Genomic DNA, 22,792 nt, shown 5'->3' on the forward strand with positions numbered 1-22,792 from the left:
CTCCCACGGCACCCCACGGGCCCGGTGACACCACCCCCCAGGTCATCGACTTCGACAGGGGGCAAAAGTCATGCCGGGCCCGGAGGCCAGCGGCCCCATTGCGGAACCGCGAAAAACATAACGGGGCATCGACCCGCCGGCCGCCCCGCGGGAGGTCCCGTTCGCTGGGCGGCACGCGTTCCCCGGTGCCGGTCCCCATGGTGCCGGTCTCCATCTCACGGATGAGGTCCTCCACCACACGACCCGGTCTCTCTGCCGCAACCCCCTGCGCGCGCAGAGTGGTTGGTCGCACACTGAGAGCGTGCATTCATTTCACGAGAACGTTCCCGGCTACCGCATGATCCGTGTGGCTCCGTCCGACGAACCCCTCGCCGTGCTGGCCGAGGAAGAGGCGCGGGCGGCATCGGAGCGATACCCCCAGATCCGCGGCGCCGGTCTGGTGTTCGGGGTGGCCGAGGAGCGAGAAGCGGGCGGCTGGAGTCTGCACAGCTACTTCTCCAACGACTACCCGCAGCAGGCCCGCGAATCGCTCGGCTCACATCTGCGCCGCCTCGCCGCCCAGGCCGAGGAAGCGGGTGACGAGGCCGCCCGAGAGGAGTTGCAGCGCGCGGGCGAACGGCCGGATTGGGAAGCCGTGGACGAGATGACCGTGCGCGGTATCCGCTATCGCGTGGTGCGCGCCGAGCAGATCATCCGGTTCGGCCCCGACGGGCCCGAACCGCCTCGTACTTCGGACCCTGACCCGGCCGAGCCCGGCGAGGCGAGCACGTTGCCCGATCCGACCGATGGATTCGTCATCGACCCCATCCTGCCGACCGGGGTGGCCGCCGGCCTCCTCAAAGCCGAGCTGCTGGGCCTCTCTCACGTGGTCGATGCGAGTGTGGGCGCGCAGCGCGACGCGGCATCCGCCCGGCACAGCCACCCTGGCGCGGTGCTGCTGCCCACCGTGTACAGCGTCGCCGAGGAGGAGGCCGGTCACTGGCGGCCCCGGGCGAGCCCCTCGACCAGCCCGCAGGCCGCCCGCGACCATCTCGCGTACGCCCTTCGTGTCCTGTACCCGGTGCTGGAGGGTCTGGAGGAGGCCGAGCGCCTCGTCCACCGGGAGGCTGCGGACCGGCTGGACGAGGAGCGCCCCTCGGACTTCCAGTTCACCGGCCAGCACCTGCGGATCGTGCGGGTGGAGCGGTTCGTACGGATCGGCCCGGACGGCCCAGAAGGTCCCCGCCCCTCGGACCCCGATCCCTATCCTCCCGTGCACGTCCACGATCAGCAGCTGCGCGAGCGGGGAGAGCTGCCTGAGGAAGGCGACGAGGAGGCCCTGCCGGAGCTGTCGCCGGAGGCCATCGCGCGGCACGAGGAGCTGGAGCGACTGAACAAGGAGGAGATGAAGCGTCAGGAGAAGCGCAAGCAGTCACGGCGTCGGCGCACCTGAGACCTTTCTCCGGGGGCCTGATTCCGCCTCCGGCCCCGCCGGTTTGTACGGTCCGCCTTGCCCGCCAGTATGCCGCGCCCGTGCGCGGTTCCCACCCCTGAAAGCCTCGGGTTCTCAGCGCCCACGTGCTTCCACCGGGTGTTCAAGCGCACGCGGCCCCGAAGGCCGAAGCAGCACGCCGGTTGAGCACATCCCACGTTGTGGTGCGTGTGTTCGCCCCCCCCCAAGAGCGCCATTCCCCCGTGGACGGGACCGCGGATACCGACGATTCCCGCTCCGGCGTATCCCCCTGCACGCGCGGCGGGCAGCGGTGCCCCCTGGCACACCCGTGCCTCGACCGTGCCGGAAGCAGGGGCGAGGCACAGGCCCCGGGCCACCCCGCCCGGCGCGGGCGGGCGAGGGCCACGAAGCCCGGGTCGGCTCCCCAGGACGGCTTCCACGTGCTCGGGCACACCTGTGACTCGACCATGCTGGATGCCGGGGTATCCGGTGCCCCTGCTCGGTGGCTGGGGCACTCGTCGCCGACGATCACGCTGGATCACTAGGCGCACTTCGTGCCGGAGACCGGTAATAGGGGTCGCCTTGCCACCTGCGCGCTCCTCGACGGTGGGGAGAAGGGACCGGTGGCCGAGAGTCGAAACTCCCCAGAAACTCCCCAGGGGCGATCCGGACTGATCGTCGAGACCGGGCCCGAAAATCCGGGCCCGAAAATCCTGCCGTGGATCTTAAGGTCACGTCGCCGTATAGCCTGGCGGAATGCTTCCAGAAGTCACAGCCACCCGCTATGTCACACCCTTGCGGGAGGGTGGCTCGCTTCCCGGGCTCGTCGAGGCCGACGACCTGGGTACTTACGTCATGAAGTTCACCGGAGCCGGCCAGGGGCGCAAGTCTCTGATCGCCGAGGTCCTGTGCGGGCAGCTCGCACGACATCTCGGGCTTCGAGCGCCCGAATTGGTACGGATGTGGCTCGATCCTGTCATCGGGTTGTCCGAACCGGACGAGGAGGTGCAGGGACTGCTCAAGGCCAGTGGCGGCCTCAACCTGGGCATGGACTTCCTGCCCGGCTCGCTCGGGTTCGATCCGCTCGCCTACGAGGTGAGCCCGCAAGAGGCAGGGCGCGTGGTGTGGTTCGACGCGCTTGTCAACAACGTCGACCGCTCCTGGCGCAACCCCAACATGGTGGTGTGGCACGGCGACCTGTGGTTGATCGACCATGGCGCGACGCTCATCTTCCATCACAACTGGGCCGGTGCGCAGAAGGCGGCCGACCGCCCCTACGACGCCTCCGACCACGCCCTGGCGCCCTTCGCCCCGGATGTCGCGAGCGCCGCCGCCGACCTCGCCCCCGAGGTCACCGAGGAACTCCTCGACCGGTGTGCGGCGGATATTCCCGACGAATGGCTGACGGACGAGCCGGGCTTCACCGACCCGGACGAGGTACGCGCCGCGTACAGCCGGGCGCTGGCGCCGCGCGCCCGTACGATCCATGAGCGGATCACGCTCGGCGAGCCGAGCAAGGACCGGCCCTCGCAAGCACCGGGCTGGCTCACCGGGAAGGGCGGCGATGCCAAGTGATGCGAAGCCGAGTGGTTCCGGGATCGCGCGGCGACCTCGACGTGTTCGAGTACGCGTTGTTGCGCGTCGTGCCGCACATCGAGCGCGGGGAGCTGATCAACGCGGGAGTCCTCGTCTACTGCCGCGCGCGCACCTACCTCGCCGCGCGTACCCACCTCGACCGGGACCGGCTCTTCGCCCTGGATCCGTGCGCCGATGTGCGGGGCGTGCGCGCGGCGCTCCAGGCGGTCGAGGGCCTGTGCACGGGGGGTGCGCACGCCGGCCAGGCGGCGGGTGAGGAACCGGGCAGCCGCTTCAGGTGGCTGGTCGCGCCGCGCAGCACGATCGTTCAGCCGGGACCCGTGCACACGGGCCTCACCGCTGACCCCGAGGCGGAGAGCGAACGCCTGCTCGACCTGCTGGTTCGCTGACCGGGGAGCGGGGCCCGGTCGTCGGGAGGCGGGCCCGGGCCGGGGACGGTCCGGGGCCGGCTCCGGCGTGCGGCCACCGGCACCGGACACCGTTGACAGGGCGTTGCCCGCCTCATAGCGTCACGACTGCCATAGGTACTAAGCGGTTGCTCACCCATCTTCAGGCCGAGGAGACACCAGCATGTCCAGCACCGAGCAGCGAGTCGCGATCGTCACGGGGGCAGCCAGGGGGATCGGTGCGGCCACAGCCGTACGCCTGGCGGCGGAGGGACACGCCGTCGCGGTCCTCGACCTCGATGAGGCCGCATGTGCCCGGACCGTTGACACGATCACGGGGCAGGGCGGCAAGGCGCTCGCCGTCGGCTGCGACGTCTCCGACGCGGCGCAGGTCGAGGCCGCTGTCACCCGGGTTGCCGCGGAACTCGGCGCTCCTGTCGTCCTGGTGAACAATGCCGGAGTGCTGCGCGACAATCTGCTGTTCAAAATGAGCGACTCCGACTGGGACACGGTCATGAACGTGCACCTGCGCGGCGCCTTCCTGATGTCCCGGGCCTGCCAGAAGCACATGGTCGACACCGGCTTCGGCCGGATCGTCAACCTCTCCTCCTCCTCGGCGCTCGGCAACCGCGGCCAGGTCAACTACGCGGCGGCCAAGGCCGGCATGCAGGGCTTCACCAAGACGCTCGCCAAGGAGCTGGGCAAGTTCGGCATCACCGCGAACGCCGTGGCGCCGGGGTTCATCGCCACCGACATGACGGCGGCAACCGCCGAGCGGGTCGGCATGGGCTTCGACGACTTCAAGACGGCGGCGGCCGGCCAGATCCCCGTACAGCGGGTGGGCGAGCCGGAGGACATCGCCAACGCTGTGGCCTTCTTCGCCGACGACAAGGCCGGCTTCGTCTCCGGTCAGGTGCTGTACGTCGCCGGCGGGCCCCTCAACTGACGGCCGACGGGAAGCGGACGGACATGACTGAGCAGACGGCGCACAACAGGCCGGCCACCGGACAGGTCGCCCTGATCACCGGCGCCAGCCGGGGGATCGGGTACGCCATCGCCGAGTCGCTGGTGGCGCGCGGTGACCGGGTGTGCATCACAGGACGTAATGAGGAGGCGCTCAAGGAAGCCGTCGAACGGCTGGGCTCCGACCGGGCCATGGGCGTCGCCGGCAAGGCGCACGATCCGGAGCACCAGGCCGCCGCCGTCGAGCGCGTGATGGAGGCGTACGGGCGAGTCGATCACTTGGTCAACAACGCGGGTACCAACCCGGTGTTCGGACCGATGGCCGACCTCGACCTCGGCGTCGCGCGCAAGGTGTTCGAGACCAATGTGATCTCGGCACTCGGCTTCGCCCAGCGCACCTGGGCGGCCTGGCAGCGGGACAACGGCGGCTCCATCGTCAACGTCGCCTCCATCGCGGGCGTCTCGGCCTCGCCGTTCATCGGCGCCTACGGCATGAGCAAGGCGGCGATGGTCAACCTCACTCTCCAGCTCGCGCACGAGTTCGCCCCCAAGGTGCGCGTCAACGCGCTCGCGCCCGCCGTGGTGAAGACCAAGTTCGCCGCCGCGCTGTACGAGGGGCGCGAGGAGGAGGCCGCCGCCCGCTATCCGATGGGCCGGCTCGGCGCCCCCGAGGACATCGGCGGCGCCGCGCGGTTCCTCACCTCCGACGAGGCGCGCTGGATCACCGGTCAGACGCTCGTCGTGGACGGCGGGCTGTTCCTCAACGCGGGCGTCGAATAGCGCGGTAGAAGGGCGCGCGAGAGCGCGACAGGCACCGGATTCCGGATTCCGGACACCGAGGGCCGGACCTGGGCCGGGGGACGGACTCCGGCCGCGTCCGGCCTCCGCGCGTTCGGGGCTTCCGTGCAAGGGCGGGAGCCGCACGCACGGGGAGACGGCCAGGGCAACACGGTGCTGTCCGAGCGGCCGTGCCGGGTATCGGTCGGGATTCCCCGGGCGCGCTGTCAGTGGCTGCCGGTACCTTCGGGCACAGCGTTGAGCACAGATCCAGGAGCACCACCGCACCGGAGGTAGAGCGCGTGAAGGAAATGCTGCCCCAGTCCTGGCAGGGCGTCCTCGGCGAGGAGACCGAGAAGCCCTACTTCAAGGAGCTGGCGGAGTTCGTCGAGGAGGAGCGGGCAAGGGGGCCCGTCTACCCGCCGCGGGACGAGGTGTTCGCCGCCCTCGACGCCACGCCCTACGAGCAGGTCAAGGTGCTGATACTCGGTCAGGACCCGTATCACGGCGAGGGACAGGGACACGGCCTGTGCTTCTCGGTGCGCCCCGGGGTGAAGACCCCGCCCTCCCTGCGCAACATCTACAAGGAGATGCGCGCTGACCTGGGGCATCCGATTCCGGACAACGGATATCTGATGCCCTGGGCCGAGCAGGGCGTGCTGCTGCTGAACGCTGTGCTGACGGTGCGCGCCGGGGAGGCCAACTCGCACAAGGGGCGTGGCTGGGAGAAGTTCACCGACGCCGTGATCCGCGCCGTCGCCGACCGCCCCGACCCGGCCGTCTTCGTGCTGTGGGGCAACTACGCGAAGAAGAAGCTGCCGCTCATCGACGCCGACAGACACGCCGTGGTGCAGGGCGCGCACCCCTCCCCACTGTCCGCGAAGAAGTTCTTCGGCTCCCGCCCCTTCACTCAGATCGACGAGGCGGTGGCCGCCCAGGGGCACACCCCCATCGACTGGCGCATCCCCGACCTGGGCTGAGGCGCGCGAAGGGGGGGCGCGGGGTGAGCCCGATTGTCACAGGTGGCCGTTAGCGTCGTAGGCACGACGCGGCACACGGCGACGGCGAAACGGCGAACGGGAGGAGCCCCCGGTGGCGGAGCCCCAGCGAGAAGTGCCCGAGGGCGCTGAGGACGCGACAATGGTCAGGATCGGCCAGGCGGTCATGCTGCACCGCGGAGGCGACAGGGAGGAGGCCCGGAATCGCTTCGCCGCGCTGTGGGAGGAGTCCGAGGCAAGCGGCCACCTCTTCCACCGTTGCACGATCGCGCACTACATGGCCGACACGCAGGACGATCCGGCCGATGAGCTGCGGTGGGATCTGCGAGCCCTCTCCGCGGCCGACGCGCTGACCCAGGAGCAGGTCCGCTGGGGGACGCACCTCCTCGCGGTGCGCGCGCTGTATCCCTCGCTGTATCTCAACCTCGCGGCCGACCACGCCAAGCTCGGCAACGAGCTGGCGGCCCGGCGCGAGCTGGGGCGCGCCCGGGACAGACTCGGCGCGCTGGGGGAGGACTCCTACGGCGAGGGCATCCGGAGCGCGATCGACCGTCTGGAGCGACAACTGGCTGACGACATCCTCTGACGGGGTGGAAGGGGAGGAAGTCTGTCGCGAGGCCGGCTCCCTGGACCAGGCGGTAGGGAGGGAAGCGCCCCGCGACGAGAGGCTGGCCGGGCGGCATGGGGCGGCCGTGCGGGCGCGGGAGTGCGTGCGCGAGGTGAGGGCACGCGTGAGAGGAGCGGGGGCGGGAAGCGGCGAGGGGCGGGGTGAGTGGGTCGCGGGAGGGGAGTAGGGCGGGGCCGCACCAAGGACGGCCGAGCTCCGCCACCTGCCCGCGTCTCATATGCGTGGTGCCACCTGTCGCGGGTTGTGCCCGCCGCGGGTCTCACTTCCCGTAGGCGGCACGGCAGATGCGGGCCTGCGGACTGTCCTGGGCCCACCGGCCGTACGCCTCGCCCAGTGCGCAGACGGCTACGTCGGAGCCGCCGCCCCGGCCGCCTGGGCCGCCCCCTCCCTCCGAGCCGTCACTGCTGTCGGCCCGCTGGTGACGCTCGTTCTCCCGTGCGAATCCAGGTGCCTCCGGGCGCCGGGCGGGCGTGGGGGAGGGGTGCTTCCCGGCATCCGCCCCTGGCGCCGGAAGACTCTCCCGCACGCTGGGGGAGGGAGCGCGCATCGGGAGGGCCGCGCCGCCCGACCGCGCGAGGGCCGCTCCGACTCGCCTTCCGGGGAGCCGGTCGAGCCGCGAAAGCGCTTCTCGCGCGGGGGCCTCCCCCTCATGGGGCGCCGCGTCAGGGCCCAGGGCGCCCGGCGCCCCGGCCGTGGGCGTCGCCGGGGCGGGGGCGAGGCGGGGGGCCGGCTCGGAGCCGGACGGTCCGGAGCCTGCGCCCGGCACGGTCACACACCCCGTCGCGGCCGACAGCACCGCCCCCGCGAGCACCATGGTTTTTGTCATACGTGACATTCGGGCAACTCTTCACAGCCCTACGCCCTCCCGGAAGTCCCCGCAGGGGTGAGGCGGGGGCGCGCAGCCGTGGGCACCGCGTGCGCGGACCTCTGGGGCGCACCGTCCATGCCGTGCGCCCTGGCAGGGCGCACGGCGGGCGTGGGGCGAGTGCCAGGCGGCGGGCGTCAGTCGCCGGTCGCGCCGTCGATGCGTTCGCGCAGCAGGTCCGCGTGGCCGTTGTGCCGCGCGTATTCCTCGATCATGTGGAGGTGGATCCAGCGCAGTGAGACGACCGTGCCGCGCCTCGGGTGGGTGCCCAGTTCCTCCAGGGAGCGGCTCTGTGCCGACTTTCGCGCTCTGGCGACCTCCTCGCGCCACACGGCGAGCGCCCCGGGGCCCGTATCGCCCTCGCCGACCACGAAGTCGTCGTCCGGAGCCTCCTCGGTGAAGTAGAGCGGTTCCGCGTCCTCCTCGTCGAACACCCGCCGGAACCAGTGACGTTCGACGTCGGTCAGATGCCGCACCAAGCCCAGCAGCGTCAGTTCGGACGGCGGGGCCGAGGCCCGGCGCAGTTCTTCGTCGTCCAGCCCCGCGCACTTGGCCAGGAGTGTCGCCCGGTGGAAGTCCAGCCATTGCTCCAGCAGTTCGCGCTCGGTGCCGGTGCCCTCCGGGGTCGTCCGGGGAGAGGCCGCGCGCGTCTCCTGCGGGGACGCGGCCGGCTGCCCCTCGTGCCCGGCGTCGGTGTCAGTCGTCATGCCCGTCATCCTGGGCGTTTGTGCCCTCCGGTGCGACGGCATTTCCGGGGATCCGGCTTCCCGGGGGTCCGGGCGGCTGCGGACTTCCGGAGTGATAGGGGATCCCGGGAGCGCCGCGGGCCCCGCGAAGGGGGCGGGCTCATGTGGGACGGAGGTGTCGGGAGGGAGGGCCGTTCCGGCGGCAGCGAGGGCGAATGACGGGTGTCCGGCGTAGCGCACGTATGCTTCGCAGTCGCGGCCGTCCGCACACGTGTCCGGACTGCCGCGGCCACCCCCAGCAGTAGACGGCGGCCCCAGAGGTGCGGAGACGGCCGCCGCCGAGCAGCAGTCAGGGAGAACACCGTGAAGATCGGCGTGATCGGACTCGGCGACATCGCCAAGAAGGCATATCTGCCGGTGCTCACCTCTCAGCCGGGTCTGGAACCGCACCTGGTCACCCGGGACTCCGCCACCCTCGCCGCACTCGGCGACGCCTACCGCATCCCCGGCGAGCATCGGCACGCCGATCTTGACGGACTGCTCGCGTCGCGTCCCGACGCCGCGTTCGTCCACGCCGCGACAGCCGCGCACCCGGAACTGGTGCGCGGGTTGCTGGAAGCCCAAGTCCCCACCTACGTGGACAAGCCGCTCGCCTACGAACTCGCCGAGTCCCGGCGCCTCGTGGAACTCGCCGAGCGCGGCGGCACCTCCCTCGCCGTGGGCTTCAACCGCCGCTACGCACCCGGATACACGCAGTGCCTGGGGCACCCCCGGGACCTGATCCTCCTTCAGAAGCACCGGGTGGGGCTTCCGGAGGACCCGCGGCGGATGATCCTCGACGACTTCATCCATGTCGTGGACACCCTCCGCTTCCTCGCGCCCGGCGTGCCCGACCACATCGGCGTCCAGGCCAGGACCGAGGGCGGACGGCTGCACCACGTGGTGCTCCAGCTGGCGGGGGAGGGCTTCACCGCCCTCGGTGTGATGAACCGGCTTTCCGGCTCGGCCGAGGAGGTGCTGGAGGTTTCCGGTCAGGATGCCAAGCGCGAGGTGCGCAACCTCTCCGAGATCATCGACCACAAGGGCCAGCCCAGCGTCCGCCGCCGCGGCGACTGGGTGCCGGTGGCGCGCCAGCGCGGTATCGAGCAGGCGGTCCTCGCCTTCCTGGATGCCGTACGCGCCGGCACCACGCTCTCGGCCCAGGACGCCTTGCGGACCCACGAGTTGTGCGAACGCGTGGTCGATGCCGTACGGGAGCAGACACGGTGAGCGCGCGGGTGTGTCAGCGGCGTGCCGGAGCGGGGAGCGCGATCCCGTCACCGGAGCGGCGCGAGCGCAGCGAGCGCGTGGCCTCCACCGCGGCGAATGCCACGAGCGCCGTCACTGCCAGGCGCACCGTCCAGTCGCCGTAGCGCACATACAGTGTCTCGCCCGTCCCCAGTGGTACCTCGCTGACGGTCGCCGCGCTGCGCTCGGTTCCCAGCCGCTCACCGACCCGTTCGCCCTCGGGGCCGGCCACTACGCTCACGCCGGTGAGCGTCGCATGCACCACGGGACGGCCTGTCTCGGCCGCACGCAGGGCGGCCAGCGACGCGTGCTGTGCGGGTGCCCAACTGCGCTGGAACGAGGAGGTCGAGGACTGCGCCACCAGTACCTGCGCCCCCTCGGCCACCAGGTGTCTGCTCATGTCGGGGAAGGCCGTCTCGAAGCAGATCAGCGGGCCGAAGCGCAGCCCGTTCGCCCGCATGACGACCGCTTCCGTGCCGCGCTGCCGGTCCTCGCCGGCGGCCCGGCCGACCGAGGTGGCCCAGCCGAGCGCCGAGCGCGCCGGGATGTACTCGCCGAACGGCACCAGCCGCATCTTGTCGTAGCGCAGAGCGGTGAGACCGGTCCCGTCCACGAGCACCGAACTCTTGTAGATCCCGGGGCGGTCGCTGCGCTGCGCGTCCACGTTCACCAGCAGCGGCGCGCCCGTCAGCCGGGAGAGCCCGGCCAGCCTGCGCACCAGATCCGGGCGGCTCTTCAGGTCGTAGCCGACGCTGCTCTCGCCCCACACCACCAACTCGGCACCGCGCCCGGCCAGCTCGCGCGTCAGCCGCTCGCTCCGCGCGAACCGCTCCTGCCGCGAGGCGGCCTCCCCGGTCTGCACGACGGCGATCCGCCTCTCCCCGTGCTGCTCCGGCCCGGGCGCCCACGCCCACACGGCCCCCGTCAGCACGCCCGTGACCAGCAGTGCCGCCACAGCACCCAGACGGGCGCGCGGCACGGCGAGGAGCGCGGCCAGCGCGGTGTTCACCGCCACCACCACGAAGCTCACCAGCCACGCTCCGCCCACCGAGGCGAGCCGCAGCGCCGGACGCACCTCCCACTGGCTGGCCCCCAGCAGGCCCCATGGACCGCCCAGGTACTCCCAGGAACGCACCAGTTCGACCATCAGCCAGCCCGACGGGATCAGCACCACAGCAGCGGCGAGCCTGCCTCCACCCGCGCCGCCCCGCAGCATCCGGTGCGCGAGCCAGCCCCACGGCGCCCACAGCAGGCCCAGCAGAGCGGCGAGTACGACGATGAAGACGGTCAGGCTCGGCATCAGCCAGTGGTGCACGGACAGCATGAACCCGGTGCCGCCCAGCCAGCCGGACACCGCCGCCGCGCGCCCCGTCGGTGCTGCCCGCAGCATCAACAGCAGCGGAACCAGGGCCACATACGCCAGCCACCACAGCGAAGGCGCGGGGAATGCCAGTGCGGGCAGGGCGCCGGCCAGCAGGGGAAGCGCCGGACGTACCCAGCGCGACGCCACCAACGGACGCATGCCCCGCCTCCTTCATCCGGTGCTCCGGCCACCAGTGTGCGGGAGGGGTCTGACACACGCGATGCCGCGTTCGGTGACGGGCGCGGCGCGCGGCGCAGGAGAGGCAGGGGCAGGAGAGACCGGGGCGGGAGAGGGCCGACTGCGCGTGGTGGGCGGAGCTATGACGCGGGAACCGGGCGGCGGGAGGCGGGGCTTCCGCCTTCCTGACGAGGGATCACCACGGCTCTCAGCTGCGTGTCGGGCTCCTCACCGTCACCTCTGGGTGTGCCGGTCCGGCCGGTGGTGTCCGCGTCCGGGTCTCCTGTGCGGGCCTCTCCCGTGCTGTCAACTGTGAGCACCACCAGGCCCCAGGACGCGGCGGCGCCGGCGACCGCCGCCAGGAGCGCTCCCAGCAGGCCGTAACGGAAGCCCTCCTCCAGGAGGATGATGCCGGCCGCCGCCGCGACGACCGGATTGGAGACCGTTGTGGTCGCCAGCGGTGTCGCCAGGCCGGCGCCCCGGTAGGAAGCCTGCGAGGTCGCGAGCCCGGCGCAGGCCAGCACGACGACCAGCGCCAGCAGCGGCACCATGGTGGCCGACGGGGCCGAGCGCCAGTTGTCCGCGAGTGTCTTGACGAAGACCGAGGCCGCGCCGTAGGCCACTCCGGCGGCGAGAGCCAGCGAGACACTGCGCAGCACGAGGCGCTCCCTGCTGGGCGTCGAGGGGCCGCGCCGTGCTGTCGCGGCGAGGCCGACGAGGAGGACGAGCGTGCCCAGTACGGCTGCGGCCAGGGCGAGTTGGCCGACGCCGCCGAGCGAGTCGCCGCTGTGCGAGCCGGTGAGCATGAGAATTCCGGCCAGCCCCACCGAGACCAGCACGATCCCCCGCCAGGCCGCCATGGTCACCGGGCGCTTGACCAGGACGGCGGCCATCGGCGCGGCCAGCACGAGGGTGAGCACGCCCAGCGGCTGCACCACCGTCAGCGGCCCGAGCCCGAGCGCGACGACGTGCAACAGCGCGCCCGAGCCCTGTAGCACCGCCGCTGCCCACCACTTGCCCGAGCGCAGCAGGCCGAGCCGGCTCGGCGTGGTCGTCGCGGCGAGCCGCTCCTGCAAGATCGCGGCCAGCGCGTAGCTGACCGCCGAGACCAGTGACAGCAGCAGCGCCATGACCAGCGGGCTCATGTCCCGCTCCGTCGGTACCGTTCGGGCATCCCGTTCATGCCCTCAACGATGCTCCGAATGGAGCAGCATGTCGTCCCCTGACAGGCTCGTCTTCACGTACAGCTACGGGAGTACGGGGAGGGCGCGGCATCCACCTACCAGCGGATGAGTCGGTCTGCCGAAGGTGACATCGGCGCCACGACGAGCGTCAGTGCGCCCGGCCTCTGGCCCCCTGCAGGGGGAGGACCGCGGTACCGGGCCGCGTCCGGGCGTGCTGGACGCGGGAAACGGACGCGGTCCGCATACGTGCGCGAGCTACGTCGGCGAGACCACGGGTGGCTCACGCGGGAAGCGTGTCCGCTCTACGACGGTACCGGGCCCTCGCCGGAGACCTCGACCGGGCCCCAGCCGCTGCCCAGTACGGTGACGCGGCCCATGCGCCCGTCCGAGAGCCGCAGCCGGGCTGTGTCGCCCTCCAGTTCGACCCACAGCCGCCGCTCACCCATCGGCCTGACCGTGCCCGACCAGGCGGTCTCGGGGCCCGTGTCCTCCGTGAACAGCGCCGCGTCCACGGGGACCTCGGCCGCTCCGGTCAGCAGCGTCGCCGGGCCACGGTAGAAGTTCTCCATGGGGCCAGTGTGGCAGCGCGGGCCTGCCACGGCGCGGCGGTGCACCTGGAGGAGGGACGGCGGCTTCCCCGACGGGCCCGCCAGGGACACGGCAGAACCCCGGCGCCGTACGGAACGCGCGCCGGGGTTCTGCCGGAGGGCCTACCGCGTCACTTGTTGACGCAGGAGTCCTTCACCGTGGGGCTCAGCAGCCCGACGATGGGGTTGTTGCATACGTTCACCGGAACGTGCACGGGGATCTGGAAGTTGTCCCCGGAAAGGACGCCCGGAGAATGGCCGGTCTTGCCCTTCGGGCCTTCGTCGGCGACGGCGGCGCCCCCGGTCGCGCCGAGCAGTGCTGTGGCGCTCAGGGCGCCGGCGACGATGGCGGTACGAATTCGCATGTTCGCTCCCGTGAGGTAGCTGTCGTTGCACCCCCACCGTGTGCGGAGGCAGGTACGGCCCGCACGCCGGATTGGGCCGCACGAGTGCACCTCGTTGGTACGGTGCGCGGGTGGCGCCCCGGGCCGGTGCCCTGGGGCGGAGGTGCCGAACGGGCGGGAGAACAGCGGATGGACCGGGCGGGTCGGACGGGCAGTGTGGACCGGGTGGACCAGGACAGCGAAGGGGTGCCGCAGGCGCCGGCGCTGCCGGACAGCGAACCGGTGGCCGGCCGGCGGGTGCTGTGCCGAATGTGCGGCCAGCCGCTGCGCGACCGCGCCTCCCGCATCTGGGGCCTCGGCCCCGACTGCCGGCACAAGCTGGCCGTACGCACCGCTCCCACCCCTCCCGTGACCGAAGTCGAACAGGACACATTGCCGGGCCTGTGACGGCGGCCGGGCGCGTCCTCGTACCCCCGGCGCCCCGCGTGGTGATCATGGAGGGGGCCGCGGCCCCATTTCTTCTTTTCGTCCATCCCTGTCCGCTCCGGCGAAAGGCAGCCCCGTGTCCCAGCCACCTCAGCCAGGGCCGCCCCGGGACGAGGACCCCCGGCGCCGTCGCCGCTCCGGCACCGAACCGGTCACCGCACGCAGCGATCTGTGGCTGCGCACCCTGCTGGCAGGTGTGGGCCTGCCCTTCTTCGCCGCGGTGAGCGCGCTCTTCGCCTGGTGGGCGTCCTCCTCCGACGAGCACACCTCACCCAGCTCCACCGTGCTCAGCGTGCTGGCCGCGCTGTGCGGACTGCTGGCGCTGGGAGCGGGGGTGGATCTGCTGGTGCTGCGCCGCAGACGCGCCCAGGAGCGTGCGCTGTCCCGGCCCGGGTCCGACGACGGTCCTCCTTACATCTAGCCCGCCGCCTCGCCCGCGTGCGGGCTGAGGACGCCGGCCGCGACCAGCGCGAACAGGGCGAGGCCCAGGAGGATGCGGTAGATGACGAACGGCATGAAGCTGCGGGTGGAAATCCAGTTCATGAACCACGAGATGACGGCATAGGCGACCACGAAGGCCAGCACTGTCGCGAACGCCGTGGGTCCCCAGGAGACATGGCCCTCGCCGATGTCCTTCAGCTCGAACAGGCCAGAGGCCAGCACGGCCGGGATGGCCAGCAGGAAGGAATAGCGGGCCGCCGCCTCCCGCCGGTAGCCCATGAACAGGCCGCCGCTGATGGTCGCTCCGGAGCGGGAGACTCCGGGGATGAGGGCCAGCGCCTGCGCACAGCCGAAGAGCAGACCGTCCTTCACGTTCAATTGTTCGAGTGATTTGCGTTCGCGGCGGGCGCGGTGACGGCCGCCGCCGGAATCCCGGGCCGCCATGCGGTCGGCGATGCCGAGGATCACGCCGAGTACGACGAGCGTCGTCGCGATCAGCCGCAGATCCCGGAACGGGCCCTCGATCTGGTCCTTGAAGACCAGCCCGAGCACGCCGATCGGGATGGAACCGACGATGACCAGCCAGCCCGTCTTGGCGTCGTGCTCGTGCCGTGCCCCGGAACTGTAGAACGAGCGGAACCACGCGGAGAGGATCCGGCCGATGTCCTTGCGGAAGTAGATCAGCACGGCCGCCTCGGTGCCGATCTGAGTGACGGCGGTGAACGCGGCTCCGGGGTCCTCCCAGCCCGCGAAGGCAGCGGCGAGCCGCAGATGGGCGCTGGAGGAGATCGGGAGGAATTCGGTCAGTCCCTGAACAAGTCCCAGAACAAAGGATTCAAACCAAGACATCTGCGGCTGCGCTCGTCCCTTTGATGGTCGGGGCGGGAAGGGGCGGAAGGCCCGACATGACGCCGGTCACCGGGAGTGCGTGGCCTGCATGGCCTGCGGTATGCGGCGTCGGGAGTACGGTACGGGCCTTCGGAAGCGGGCGGCCGTCAGGGGGAGGCGGCGGCGCTCAGATGCGCCCGCTTGCGCCAGGCCACCACGCCCCCCACCAGCGCCGACAGGGCGATGAAGCCGAACGAGGCGAGGAAGACCGGCGAGGTCGGCTTCGCGGCGCTGCTGCCCGCGATCACGTACGCCGCCGTGTTGGGCACCGAACCCAGCGCCGTCGCGCCCAGAAAGGCCACCCAGCGCATCCTGGAGACCGCCGCCCCGTAGTTGGAGGCCGCGAACGGCACCCCGGGCAGCAGCCGCAGCACCAGCATCGAACGGAAGCCGTGCTTGCTCAGCAGGCGGTCGGCCGCCGCCATCCAGCGGGCGCGAAGCAGCGGGCGCAGCGCGTCCTGGCCCAGCATCCTGCCCAGCCCGAAGGCGATACCCGCGCCGATCACCGTGCCCGCCGTCGCCGAGAACGTGCCGGCGCCCGCGCCGAAGAGGGCACCCGCGGCGATGTTGAGCACCGGCCGGGGCACGAAGGCCGCCGTGCACAGGCCGTAGGCCGCGCCGAACAGGGCGAGGGCCGTACTGCCGCCGATCTGGGGAGGCCAGCCGTGGGCGAGAACGCGCTGTGGCTCGTAGAGCACCATCGCCGTGGCCGCCGCGCCCAGCAGCACGAGCAGCAGGGCGAATCGGGACCAGGGGGAGAGCAGCGTCTGAGCGAGACGGCAGGGGACACCGTCTGACTGCGAGGCGGGGTCGGGCACGTGGGGGAGCGTAACCGACGAAGCGGTTCTTCCGCCGTCCGGTGAGGTACCGAACGTCCGGAAAGCGTGCTTCTGCCCGGGTGTTCGCGTCCCGGACACCCCGCCTCCACCTGCGTGGAGAAGGGCCGGGGCCCGGGTGGCGGGGGACGCTGTGAAAACCGTTCGACGAGCGGTGGCCGTGCGGTACATCATCTGGGCGATGATCCGGCAGCTGACGCCTTTCGCCCGTACCGCCCCGGCGGCGGGGCGGAAGGCTGCCGTCCTGCGGACCCGGGGTGCGTGCGCCTGCCACGCCCTCCGCGGCATGTCTGCCGTCCGCGACTGCCGAAGCTGACCCTTCCCGGACAGGCCGAGGCCCCACAGGGGGAGGGTCGGTCCTCTTCCGGGGTCCCTCTCTCTTCCTCTCTTTTTCTCTTCTTCGCGCGGCGCGCATCCAGGTTCCAGGAAGGACCCGCTATGTCCGGCTCTGTCCGTCCGTACGTCAAGCCGCATCTGACCATCGGCACCCTGGGTCACGCGGGTCACGGCAAGAGCACCCTCGCCGCGGCCTTCACCCGGGCTCCGGGCGGTCCCGGCACGCCGCCCACAGGGCGATCCGGGCCGCCGCGACGCCGGTCCGAACCGCCCGAACCGCAGCCCCGACCACAGGCCAGGTCCCAGACCGAGGCATTGTGGGCCGAGTACGAGACCGACACCCGCCGCTACACCCACCTGGAGATGCCGAGCGGCCCCGGACTCCTTGCGACGGCGGGCGTCGGAGTGCTCGACGGCGCCGTCCTGGCCGTCTCCGTCCTCGACGGGGTGCGCCCGCAGACCACCGAACACGTCCTGCTGGCTCACCTGATGGGCGTCGAACACCTCGTCGTCGCCCTCACCAAATCCGACGAGGGTGAGGACGAGCTGACCGAACTGGTCGAACTCGACGTACGCGCGCTGCTGAACACCTATGGCTTCGCCGGGGACACCCTCCCGGTGCTGCGCGTCTCGGCCGAGCGCGCACTGGCGGGCGACCCGCTGTGGACCGGCTCCATCGAGGCGCTGCTGGACGCCGTTGACACCTATGTTCCGCAGCCCGAGCGTGATACCGCTGCCCCGCTGATACTGCCCGTGACGGCGGCGGCAGTGGCTGCCGGGCGCGGCGCGCGGGTCGCCGGCACCGTGGAACGCGGCACGGTCAAGATCGGCGACCGGCTGCGGGCCTACGCGCCGGACGGGCCGGTGGACGTGCGGGTGGCCGAGGTCGAGACCGGCGGGGCCCCGGCGGGAGCGGCGACGGCCGGGGAGGCCGTCACCCTGCTGCTGACCGGACCCGCCGCCGACCTGCGCGGCGCGGTGCTCGCCCCTGCGGGGAGCCTCACCAGCGGGCGATGTATGGAGGCCGGGCTCCGGCTGCTGACCGCGGCCGAGGGCGGCCGGGACACCCCGCTGCGGCCAGGAACGCGCGCCGGGTTCCAGCTGCGTACCGCCACGGTCCCGGGCGTGATCCTTCTCGGCGGGCGGGAGCCGGGACTGCCCGGCGGCGAGGTCGAGGCCAGAGTCAGGCTCGATACCGCCGTGCCGCTGGAGAGCGGACTGCGCTTCGCGGTGGGGGAGGGCGGCGCCACACTCGCCGTCGGCCGGGTCACCCGCATCGCTCCGGAGACCGGGGTGCTCCCCACGGGCGCGCCGCCATCACAATGGGATGGTGGAAGCTGATCCGGTCCAGGAGCCGATACCCGTCACCCGTGCCGTCGCGAGCGGCACCGCCAAGCTGATGCCGGACATCGACCGGGCGCATGCCTGGCTGCTGACCGTTGACGGGGCGCCCCAGTCCTACGTGGATCTGGACGATCCCGCGCACCTGGAGTTCGAGTACGCCCGCCGCATCGGGCACCTGCTCGATCTGGCCGCACCACCCGGCGCGCCCCTGGATGTGCTGCACCTCGGCGGCGGGGCGCTCACCCTGCCCCGCTATGTCGCGGCGACCCGCCCCGGCTCCCGGCAGCGGGTCGCCGACTCCGACGCCCGGCTGATGGAACTGGTGGCCGGCCACCTCCCGCTGCCTGCGGACAGCGGGGTCGCCGTGACGGCGGGCGACGGGCGCGCGGTGCTGGAAGAAGCCGCGGAGGACAGCGCCGATGTGCTGATCGCCGATGTCTACGGCGGCTCGCGGGTGCCTCCGCATCTGACGACGCTGCCCTACGCGCGCGAGGCGGCCCGTGTGCTGCGGCCAGGCGGCCGGTATGTGGCCAACCTCGCCGACGCCATCCCCTTCCGCTTCCTCGCCTCCCAACTGGCCACGTTCGCCGAGGTCTTCGCCTGCCTCGCGATCGTCGCCGAGCCCGCCGTGCTGCGCGGACGCCGCTTCGGGAACATCGTCCTGCTCGCCGCGCACGAGCAACAGCCGCTCTCCGAGCTGGCCCGGCGCTGCTCGGGCGACCCGTTTCCCGCGCGCGTCGAGCACGGCCCGGCACTTGCCCGCTTCGCCCAGGGCGCGCGCGCCGTCCAGGACGGGGACGCCGTGCCGTCGCCCGAACCGCCGGACGGCGCCTTCAGCATCGGCTGAAGGTGCCGTCCTGAGCTTGGGCCGGAACGCGCGGGCCGCCAGGGCCGTACCGCCCCATCGAGCCGGGCCGCTCGGGTGCCGGTGGATTCGTCCGGTCAGCCGCGCGGCTCGTCCTCGTCGCCGGATGCCTCGTAATTGCGCAGGCTGGAGAGCATCTTCTTGATCGTGGCGTCCGGCACCTCGTCCTTGACTCCGGCGTCCGTGTAGAGGACCCAGATCGCCAGGTCACCGTTGGTGTTGATCCAGGAGGCCGTGACGACTTTGGCGGCGCTGGTGGCGCACTTGTCCTCCTTCGGTGCCCCGGTCAACGTCACCATGGCGGTGTGGCCCTTGATGCCGTGCTTGTTCTTGAACGGCTTCGTCTTCGTCTGGCTGAGGTGTCCCTTCTGCTTCTGGTCGTAGCCGGCTATGGCGAAGTTCTCGGCCGCTATCTTGGCGGCTTCTTCGGTGTCCTTGGAGCCCTGCGCGCCCTTGGTGCCGACGGCGGCGCGGCTGCTGTCCTTGCACCACTTGTCCTTGTAGTAGGCGGGTGCCGACATGGCGACCATGACCTTGCCCTTGTCGTCCTCGAAGCCGGTGATGACACCGGGCTTCTGGACCGTCCAGTCCTTGGTCTTGGGCACGTCGAACGCCGAGTACCACTTGGGGTTGACGACGGTCTGCCAGCCGGAGATCACCGGCTTGGAGGGATCCTCCTCGGCCCCGCCGCCCCCGCCCGGTTCGGTGCTGCCGCCCGTTGACCCCTCGTCCTCGGACTTCCTCTCCTTCTGCTTCGCGCTCGCCGACGGTTTGCCGGACGCCTCGTCCTTGCCGTCGTCGCCCCCGAGGACCACGTAGCCGGTCACCGCGGCGGCCACCACCGCGACCGCGGCGACGATCGAGATGATCACGGTCTTCTGCTTGCCGCCGCCCCCGCCCTTGGGCGCCTGCGGGCCGCCCGGCACGCTCGCCGGACCCCACTGGCCCGGCTGGCCGGGGCCTGCCGGCTGCTGGGCATAGGGGCTCGGCTGCTGCCCGCCCGCGGGCTGGCCGTACCCGGGCTGCTGGCCCGTTCCTGGCTGCTGCCCGTAGCCGGGCTGTTGTCCCGTGCCCGGCTGCTGCCCGTAGCCGGGCTGCTGGTACGGATTCGGCTGCTGATATCCCGGCTGCTGGTACGGGTTGGGCTGCTGAGGGTTCTGCTCGCCCCCCGGCTGCTGCTGTCCTGGCCACATGGCCGACAACCTTATGGTGTGCGCGGAACGCCGACTACGTCCGCCCGCCGATCGGTACGGACCCGCTACACGAGCGAGCGGGGAGCGGGTGTGCGAAGACGCTGCCTGTCCTATTACTCGGTGGTAACGTGCGGGCATGTCAGCACAGTCGCACGAGCCTTCCATAGGCGAGTTGATGTCGGCCTCGGTCCCGATGGCCCGCACCCTGAACCTCCGGTACCTGGAGACCACGCCCGAGCGGGCCGTCGTCGCGCTGCCGGACCAGAGCGAATACCACAACCACGTCGGCGGCCCCCACGCCGGTGCGATGTTCACCCTCGCCGAATCGGCGAGTGGCGCCGTCGTGCTGGCGGCCTTCGCCGATCAGCTCTCGCGCGCCGTGCCGCTCCCGGTCCACGCCGAGGTCCGCTACAAGAAGCTGGCCAAGGGCGACCTGACCGCGACCGCCGAGCTGGGCCGGCCCGTCGCCGAGGTCCTGGCCGAGCTGGAGGGGGGCGAGCGCCCCGAGTTCCCGGTGACCGTCGCCGTCACCCGTGCCGACGGCGACGTGACCAGCGAGATGACGGTCGTGTGGACGCTGCGGCCCCACGACTGACCGGGCCGGTACGCGCCCTGCCCGCCCTGGCCGCCGGAGACGGCTCGCCCGTGTGATCGAGTAGGCTTCCTGGAACCGTGCTCCGAAACCCTTGAGAGGAACCCGTAGTTGCACATCCAGGAGTGGCTGGAGAGCATCCCGGCCGTGAGTGTCTACCTCCTGGTGGGGGTGGTCATCGGGCTGGAGAGCCTGGGGATCCCGCTCCCCGGGGAGATCGTGCTGGTCAGCTCCGCGCTGCTGGCCTCTCAGCAGGGGCATATCGATCCGGTGGTCCTGGGGGTGTGCGCCACCGCCGGCGCGATCATCGGGGACTCGATCGGGTACGGCATCGGACGCAAGGGCGGCAAGCCCCTGCTGGTCTGGCTGGGGGGCAGGTTCCCCAAGCACTTCGGGCCCGGACATGTGGCCACGGCCGAGCGTTCCTTCCAGCGCTGGGGCATGTGGGCGGTCTTCTTCGGACGCTTCATCGCCCTGTTGCGGATCTTCGCGGGGCCGCTGGCCGGGGTGCTGAAGATGCCGTACTGGAAGTTCCTGACGGCGAACGTGCTCGGCGGCGCCGTGTGGGCCGGCGGCACCACGGCCGTCATCTACTACGTCGGCATCGTCGCCGAGGCGTGGCTCAAGCGCTTCTCCTGGCTCGGCCTCGTGCTCGCGGTGCTGCTCGGGGCGGGCTCCATGCTGGTGGTCAAGCGCCGCGCGGCCAAGTCCCTCGCGGAACACGCGGAGAGCGGTGACGCGCGGGAGGGGGCCGTCCCCGGGCAGAGCCCGCTGGACGAGGACGCGGCAGGCGAGGGCGTCCCGGGTGGGAGCACCGGGGATGTGAGCACCGGTGAGGTGAGTGCGAAGAGCGCGGACCGGCACGGTACTCGGGACAGGACGGAGTCCGCCGGGGAGAGCCCCGGGGCCGTGCCCGCGGCGGACTGAGAACGGAGAACGCCGTGCCTGAGCGCGCACTGGTCATGGCCGTGGGAGGCCGTCAGCCCCGAATCGACCCCGGGGCTTTCGCCGCTCCGTCCGCCGTCGTGGTCGGTGAGGTGGTCATGGCCGCCGGATCGAGCCTGTGGTATGGCGCCGTGCTGCGCGCCGAGGCCGAGCCGATCGTGCTCGGCGAGCGCAGCAACATCCAGGACAACAGCACCGTGCACGTCGATGCCGGATTCCCCGTCACCCTCGGCAAGGGCGTCACGGTCGGCCACAACGCCGTGCTGCACGGCTGCACGATCGAGGACGACGTCCTGGTCGGCATGGGTGCAACCGTCCTCAACGGCGCGCACATCGGCGCGGGTTCGCTCATTGCCGCCCAGACGCTGGTGCCGCAGGGCATGACCGTACCGCCGGGCTCCCTGGTGGCCGGGGTCCCGGGCAAGGTCAGGCGTGAGCTGAGCGACGAGGAGCGCGAGGGCATCAAGCTGAACGCGCTCGTCTATGTGGACCTGGCACAGCAGCACCGCGGGGCCGTCGTCGCCCGAGTACCGGCCGACGCCCGGCGGCCTGCCCACGACCAGGAGCCCGCGGACTCCTGAGCGGTGGGCGGCGGTGTCCGCTCGCGGCCTCGTGAGGAAGGTCACCGGGGCTGCCCGGCGGCAGGGCAGTACGGTGACCGCGTGCCCTCGATCCAGAACACGTTCTCGTCCCTCACCTCCCGAGCCGTGCACGGAATCTGGCGCCGGATCCAGCGGGCGGGCGCCGTCACCGCCCAGCGCCCTGGGCCGTACGCGTTCCGCCGGATCGGCGCCGGCACCCGGCTCGCCTTCCCGCAGGGCACGATCTTCGGGGCGCCCTGGATCGAGATCGGGGACCACTGTGTCGTCGGCCAGGACGTGACGCTCACCGCCGGGATGATGCCCGACCTCGACCTGGGTCCGGATGCCGTGCTGCTGCTGGGCAACGGCGTGGTGCTGGGCAGGGGCAGCCATGTCATAGCGGACACCGGGGTCGTGGTCGGCGACGACGTCTTCTGCGGCCCGTATGTGTACATCACCTCCACCAACCACTCCTACGACGATCCCGCCCGTCCCGTCGGCAAGCAGTGGCCGCGCTCCGCGCCCGTCGAGATCGGCTCCGGAAGCTGGCTCGGCGCCGGTGCGGTGGTGCTGCCCGGCGCCCGGCTGGGCCGCAACGTGGTGGTGGCGGCGGGTGCTGTCGTGCGCGGTGAGGTGCCCGACCACGCGGTGGTGGCAGGCGCGCCCGCCAAGGTGGTACGCAGACTGGACCCGGAGGCCGGCTGGCTCCCTCCGCTGCGCACCCCGCCGCCGGTCCCGGTGCCCGAGGGCGTCACCCCCGAGGAACTGCTCGCGCTCGCCGAACTGCCGCAGCCACGCGCCGAGTACGAGGCGGAGGCGGGCGCCGGGACGGACGGCGCCGGGGGATCCGGGCGCCGGGGCGAGGGGAACGGTGCTTCGGCCCCCGGGCCGGGCACACTGGATACGGCACCCGATCGCTGACCACCTGCCCGCACGCGGAGGCGCCCTGTGAGCAACCGGACCCTGCGCCTCCTGCTGGCGCTCGCCGTGGCGGTCCAGGGCTTCGCGCTGC

The 22,792-nt window shown here is 71.9% G+C and carries 25 protein-coding genes; 16 read left to right on the forward strand and 9 right to left on the reverse strand.

Annotated elements, in window-relative coordinates; translation table 11 throughout:
• The first annotated feature begins 301 nt into the window (after positions 1-301).
• The 7 genes from ABD339_RS18690 to ABD339_RS18720 all read left to right on the forward strand — a co-directional run bounded on the left by ABD339_RS18690 (position 302) and on the right by ABD339_RS18720 (position 6,738).
• Complete coding sequence (locus tag ABD339_RS18690; RefSeq protein ID WP_344567503.1) at positions 302-1,432, forward strand: DUF5954 family protein; 1,131 nt, start codon at positions 302-304, stop codon at positions 1,430-1,432.
• A gap of 756 nt (positions 1,433-2,188) precedes the next feature.
• Positions 2,189-3,007 (forward strand): HipA family kinase, encoded by an 819-nt coding sequence (locus ABD339_RS18695; RefSeq protein ID WP_344567505.1) that lies wholly within the window; start codon positions 2,189-2,191, stop codon positions 3,005-3,007.
• Positions 3,007-3,417, forward strand: coding sequence for a DUF3037 domain-containing protein (locus tag ABD339_RS18700; protein WP_344567507.1), 411 nt, complete (start codon positions 3,007-3,009; stop codon positions 3,415-3,417). Before ABD339_RS18695 ends, ABD339_RS18700 begins: the two co-directional genes overlap by 1 nt.
• Before the next feature lie 181 nt (positions 3,418-3,598).
• Positions 3,599-4,360: a 3-oxoacyl-ACP reductase FabG gene (gene fabG, locus ABD339_RS18705; protein WP_344567509.1), complete on the forward strand. Its 762-nt coding sequence runs from the start codon at positions 3,599-3,601 to the stop codon at positions 4,358-4,360.
• A gap of 23 nt (positions 4,361-4,383) precedes the next feature.
• Positions 4,384-5,157: an SDR family oxidoreductase gene (locus tag ABD339_RS18710; RefSeq protein WP_344567511.1), complete on the forward strand. Its 774-nt coding sequence runs from the start codon at positions 4,384-4,386 to the stop codon at positions 5,155-5,157.
• A gap of 308 nt (positions 5,158-5,465) precedes the next feature.
• A complete protein-coding gene (locus ABD339_RS18715) occupies positions 5,466-6,134 on the forward strand; it encodes a uracil-DNA glycosylase (protein ID WP_344567722.1) in 669 nt (222 codons plus the stop codon).
• A 112-nt stretch (positions 6,135-6,246) separates the two neighbouring features.
• Positions 6,247-6,738, forward strand: a complete 492-nt coding sequence (locus ABD339_RS18720) for a hypothetical protein (protein ID WP_344567513.1) — start codon at positions 6,247-6,249, stop codon at positions 6,736-6,738.
• 301 nt (positions 6,739-7,039) lie between these two features.
• Here ABD339_RS18720 and ABD339_RS18725 read toward each other — a convergent pair whose 3' ends face one another.
• Both ABD339_RS18725 and ABD339_RS18730 read right to left on the reverse strand, forming a co-directional pair.
• Positions 7,040-7,615, reverse strand: a complete 576-nt coding sequence (locus ABD339_RS18725; RefSeq protein ID WP_344567515.1) for a hypothetical protein — start codon at positions 7,613-7,615, stop codon at positions 7,040-7,042.
• Between the two features lie 167 nt (positions 7,616-7,782).
• The gene (locus tag ABD339_RS18730) at positions 7,783-8,352 is read right to left on the reverse strand and encodes a DinB family protein (RefSeq protein WP_344567517.1); all 570 of its coding nucleotides are present in this window, start codon (positions 8,350-8,352) and stop codon (positions 7,783-7,785) included.
• 342 nt (positions 8,353-8,694) lie between these two features.
• On the opposite strand from ABD339_RS18730, the gene ABD339_RS18735 reads away from it, so the two are divergent.
• The gene (locus ABD339_RS18735; RefSeq protein ID WP_344567519.1) at positions 8,695-9,600 is read left to right on the forward strand and encodes a Gfo/Idh/MocA family protein; all 906 of its coding nucleotides are present in this window, start codon (positions 8,695-8,697) and stop codon (positions 9,598-9,600) included.
• A 13-nt stretch (positions 9,601-9,613) separates the two neighbouring features.
• Here ABD339_RS18735 and lnt read toward each other — a convergent pair whose 3' ends face one another.
• The 4 genes from lnt to ABD339_RS18755 form a co-directional block, all read right to left on the reverse strand.
• Positions 9,614-11,140 (reverse strand): apolipoprotein N-acyltransferase, encoded by a 1,527-nt coding sequence (gene lnt, locus ABD339_RS18740; protein ID WP_344567521.1) that lies wholly within the window; start codon positions 11,138-11,140, stop codon positions 9,614-9,616.
• Positions 11,141-11,298: 158 nt separating this feature from the next.
• Positions 11,299-12,303 carry a DMT family transporter gene (locus ABD339_RS18745; RefSeq protein ID WP_344567522.1) on the reverse strand — a complete coding sequence of 335 codons (1,005 nt, stop codon included), beginning with the start codon at positions 12,301-12,303 and terminating at the stop codon, positions 11,299-11,301.
• Between the two features lie 341 nt (positions 12,304-12,644).
• A complete protein-coding gene (locus ABD339_RS18750) occupies positions 12,645-12,911 on the reverse strand; it encodes a hypothetical protein (RefSeq protein ID WP_344567523.1) in 267 nt (88 codons plus the stop codon).
• Between the two features lie 149 nt (positions 12,912-13,060).
• Entirely contained in the window at positions 13,061-13,294 is a 234-nt protein-coding gene (locus tag ABD339_RS18755; protein WP_425576026.1) for a chaplin, read from the reverse strand.
• Between the two features lie 168 nt (positions 13,295-13,462).
• Between ABD339_RS18755 and ABD339_RS18760 the strand changes: the two genes are divergently transcribed.
• Together ABD339_RS18760 and ABD339_RS18765 are read left to right on the forward strand one after the other, a co-directional pair.
• Entirely contained in the window at positions 13,463-13,720 is a 258-nt protein-coding gene (locus ABD339_RS18760) for a DUF6011 domain-containing protein (RefSeq protein WP_344567524.1), read from the forward strand.
• Positions 13,721-13,835: 115 nt separating this feature from the next.
• Positions 13,836-14,180, forward strand: a complete 345-nt coding sequence (locus tag ABD339_RS18765) for a DUF6343 family protein (RefSeq protein WP_344567525.1) — start codon at positions 13,836-13,838, stop codon at positions 14,178-14,180.
• On the opposite strand, the gene ABD339_RS18770 is transcribed toward ABD339_RS18765, so the two are convergent.
• Positions 14,177-15,049: an undecaprenyl-diphosphate phosphatase gene (locus ABD339_RS18770; protein ID WP_344567526.1), complete on the reverse strand. Its 873-nt coding sequence runs from the start codon at positions 15,047-15,049 to the stop codon at positions 14,177-14,179. The two genes, ABD339_RS18765 and ABD339_RS18770, sit on opposite strands and share 4 nt — an antisense overlap.
• Before the next feature lie 146 nt (positions 15,050-15,195).
• On the reverse strand, positions 15,196-15,906 hold the full coding sequence (locus tag ABD339_RS18775; RefSeq protein ID WP_344567527.1) for a TVP38/TMEM64 family protein: 711 nt from the start codon (positions 15,904-15,906) through the stop codon (positions 15,196-15,198).
• Between the two features lie 456 nt (positions 15,907-16,362).
• Between ABD339_RS18775 and ABD339_RS18780 the strand changes: the two genes are divergently transcribed.
• On the forward strand, positions 16,363-17,601 hold the full coding sequence (locus tag ABD339_RS18780; RefSeq protein ID WP_344567528.1) for a GTP-binding protein: 1,239 nt from the start codon (positions 16,363-16,365) through the stop codon (positions 17,599-17,601).
• Complete coding sequence (locus tag ABD339_RS18785) at positions 17,588-18,451, forward strand: spermidine synthase (protein ID WP_344567529.1); 864 nt, start codon at positions 17,588-17,590, stop codon at positions 18,449-18,451. The genes ABD339_RS18780 and ABD339_RS18785 overlap by 14 nt, the downstream gene beginning before the upstream one ends.
• A 95-nt stretch (positions 18,452-18,546) precedes the next feature.
• Here the strand turns inward: ABD339_RS18785 and ABD339_RS18790 are convergent, their stop codons facing one another.
• Positions 18,547-19,662 carry a DUF8017 domain-containing protein gene (locus ABD339_RS18790; RefSeq protein ID WP_344567530.1) on the reverse strand — a complete coding sequence of 372 codons (1,116 nt, stop codon included), beginning with the start codon at positions 19,660-19,662 and terminating at the stop codon, positions 18,547-18,549.
• A 136-nt stretch (positions 19,663-19,798) separates the two neighbouring features.
• Between ABD339_RS18790 and ABD339_RS18795 the strand changes: the two genes are divergently transcribed.
• The 4 genes from ABD339_RS18795 to ABD339_RS18810 all read left to right on the forward strand — a co-directional run bounded on the left by ABD339_RS18795 (position 19,799) and on the right by ABD339_RS18810 (position 22,701).
• Positions 19,799-20,257 (forward strand): DUF4442 domain-containing protein, encoded by a 459-nt coding sequence (locus ABD339_RS18795; RefSeq protein WP_344567531.1) that lies wholly within the window; start codon positions 19,799-19,801, stop codon positions 20,255-20,257.
• 108 nt (positions 20,258-20,365) lie between these two features.
• A complete protein-coding gene (locus ABD339_RS18800) occupies positions 20,366-21,181 on the forward strand; it encodes a DedA family protein (RefSeq protein ID WP_344567532.1) in 816 nt (271 codons plus the stop codon).
• Between the two features lie 35 nt (positions 21,182-21,216).
• Positions 21,217-21,780 carry a gamma carbonic anhydrase family protein gene (locus ABD339_RS18805; protein ID WP_425576035.1) on the forward strand — a complete coding sequence of 188 codons (564 nt, stop codon included), beginning with the start codon at positions 21,217-21,219 and terminating at the stop codon, positions 21,778-21,780.
• A gap of 81 nt (positions 21,781-21,861) precedes the next feature.
• A complete protein-coding gene (locus ABD339_RS18810) occupies positions 21,862-22,701 on the forward strand; it encodes an acyltransferase (protein ID WP_425576027.1) in 840 nt (279 codons plus the stop codon).
• The last annotated feature ends 91 nt before the right edge of the window (positions 22,702-22,792 follow it).

Origin of the sequence: Streptomyces axinellae (assembly GCF_039532135.1) — a bacterium.
Lineage (GTDB): Bacteria > Actinomycetota > Actinomycetes > Streptomycetales > Streptomycetaceae > Streptomyces > Streptomyces axinellae.

Coding starts and splice junctions, on each gene's coding strand:
- ABD339_RS18745 (WP_344567522.1), bottom strand. CDS start 12,303: ATGAGCCCGCTGGTCATGGCGCTGCTGCTGTCACTGGTCTCGGCGGTC.
- ABD339_RS18770 (WP_344567526.1), bottom strand. CDS start 15,049: ATGTCTTGGTTTGAATCCTTTGTTCTGGGACTTGTTCAGGGACTGACC.
- ABD339_RS18750 (WP_344567523.1), bottom strand. CDS start 12,911: ATGGAGAACTTCTACCGTGGCCCGGCGACGCTGCTGACCGGAGCGGCC.
- ABD339_RS18755 (WP_425576026.1), bottom strand. CDS start 13,294: ATGCGAATTCGTACCGCCATCGTCGCCGGCGCCCTGAGCGCCACAGCA.
- ABD339_RS18790 (WP_344567530.1), bottom strand. CDS start 19,662: ATGTGGCCAGGACAGCAGCAGCCGGGGGGCGAGCAGAACCCTCAGCAG.
- lnt (WP_344567521.1), bottom strand. CDS start 11,140: ATGCGTCCGTTGGTGGCGTCGCGCTGGGTACGTCCGGCGCTTCCCCTG.
- fabG (WP_344567509.1), top strand. CDS start 3,599: ATGTCCAGCACCGAGCAGCGAGTCGCGATCGTCACGGGGGCAGCCAGG.
- ABD339_RS18730 (WP_344567517.1), bottom strand. CDS start 8,352: ATGACGACTGACACCGACGCCGGGCACGAGGGGCAGCCGGCCGCGTCC.
- ABD339_RS18715 (WP_344567722.1), top strand. CDS start 5,466: ATGCTGCCCCAGTCCTGGCAGGGCGTCCTCGGCGAGGAGACCGAGAAG.
- ABD339_RS18795 (WP_344567531.1), top strand. CDS start 19,799: ATGTCAGCACAGTCGCACGAGCCTTCCATAGGCGAGTTGATGTCGGCC.
- ABD339_RS18780 (WP_344567528.1), top strand. CDS start 16,363: ATGTCCGGCTCTGTCCGTCCGTACGTCAAGCCGCATCTGACCATCGGC.
- ABD339_RS18710 (WP_344567511.1), top strand. CDS start 4,384: ATGACTGAGCAGACGGCGCACAACAGGCCGGCCACCGGACAGGTCGCC.
- ABD339_RS18785 (WP_344567529.1), top strand. CDS start 17,588: ATGGTGGAAGCTGATCCGGTCCAGGAGCCGATACCCGTCACCCGTGCC.
- ABD339_RS18760 (WP_344567524.1), top strand. CDS start 13,463: ATGGACCGGGCGGGTCGGACGGGCAGTGTGGACCGGGTGGACCAGGAC.
- ABD339_RS18805 (WP_425576035.1), top strand. CDS start 21,217: ATGGCCGTGGGAGGCCGTCAGCCCCGAATCGACCCCGGGGCTTTCGCC.
- ABD339_RS18695 (WP_344567505.1), top strand. CDS start 2,189: ATGCTTCCAGAAGTCACAGCCACCCGCTATGTCACACCCTTGCGGGAG.
- ABD339_RS18725 (WP_344567515.1), bottom strand. CDS start 7,615: ATGTCACGTATGACAAAAACCATGGTGCTCGCGGGGGCGGTGCTGTCG.
- ABD339_RS18700 (WP_344567507.1), top strand. CDS start 3,007: ATGCGAAGCCGAGTGGTTCCGGGATCGCGCGGCGACCTCGACGTGTTC.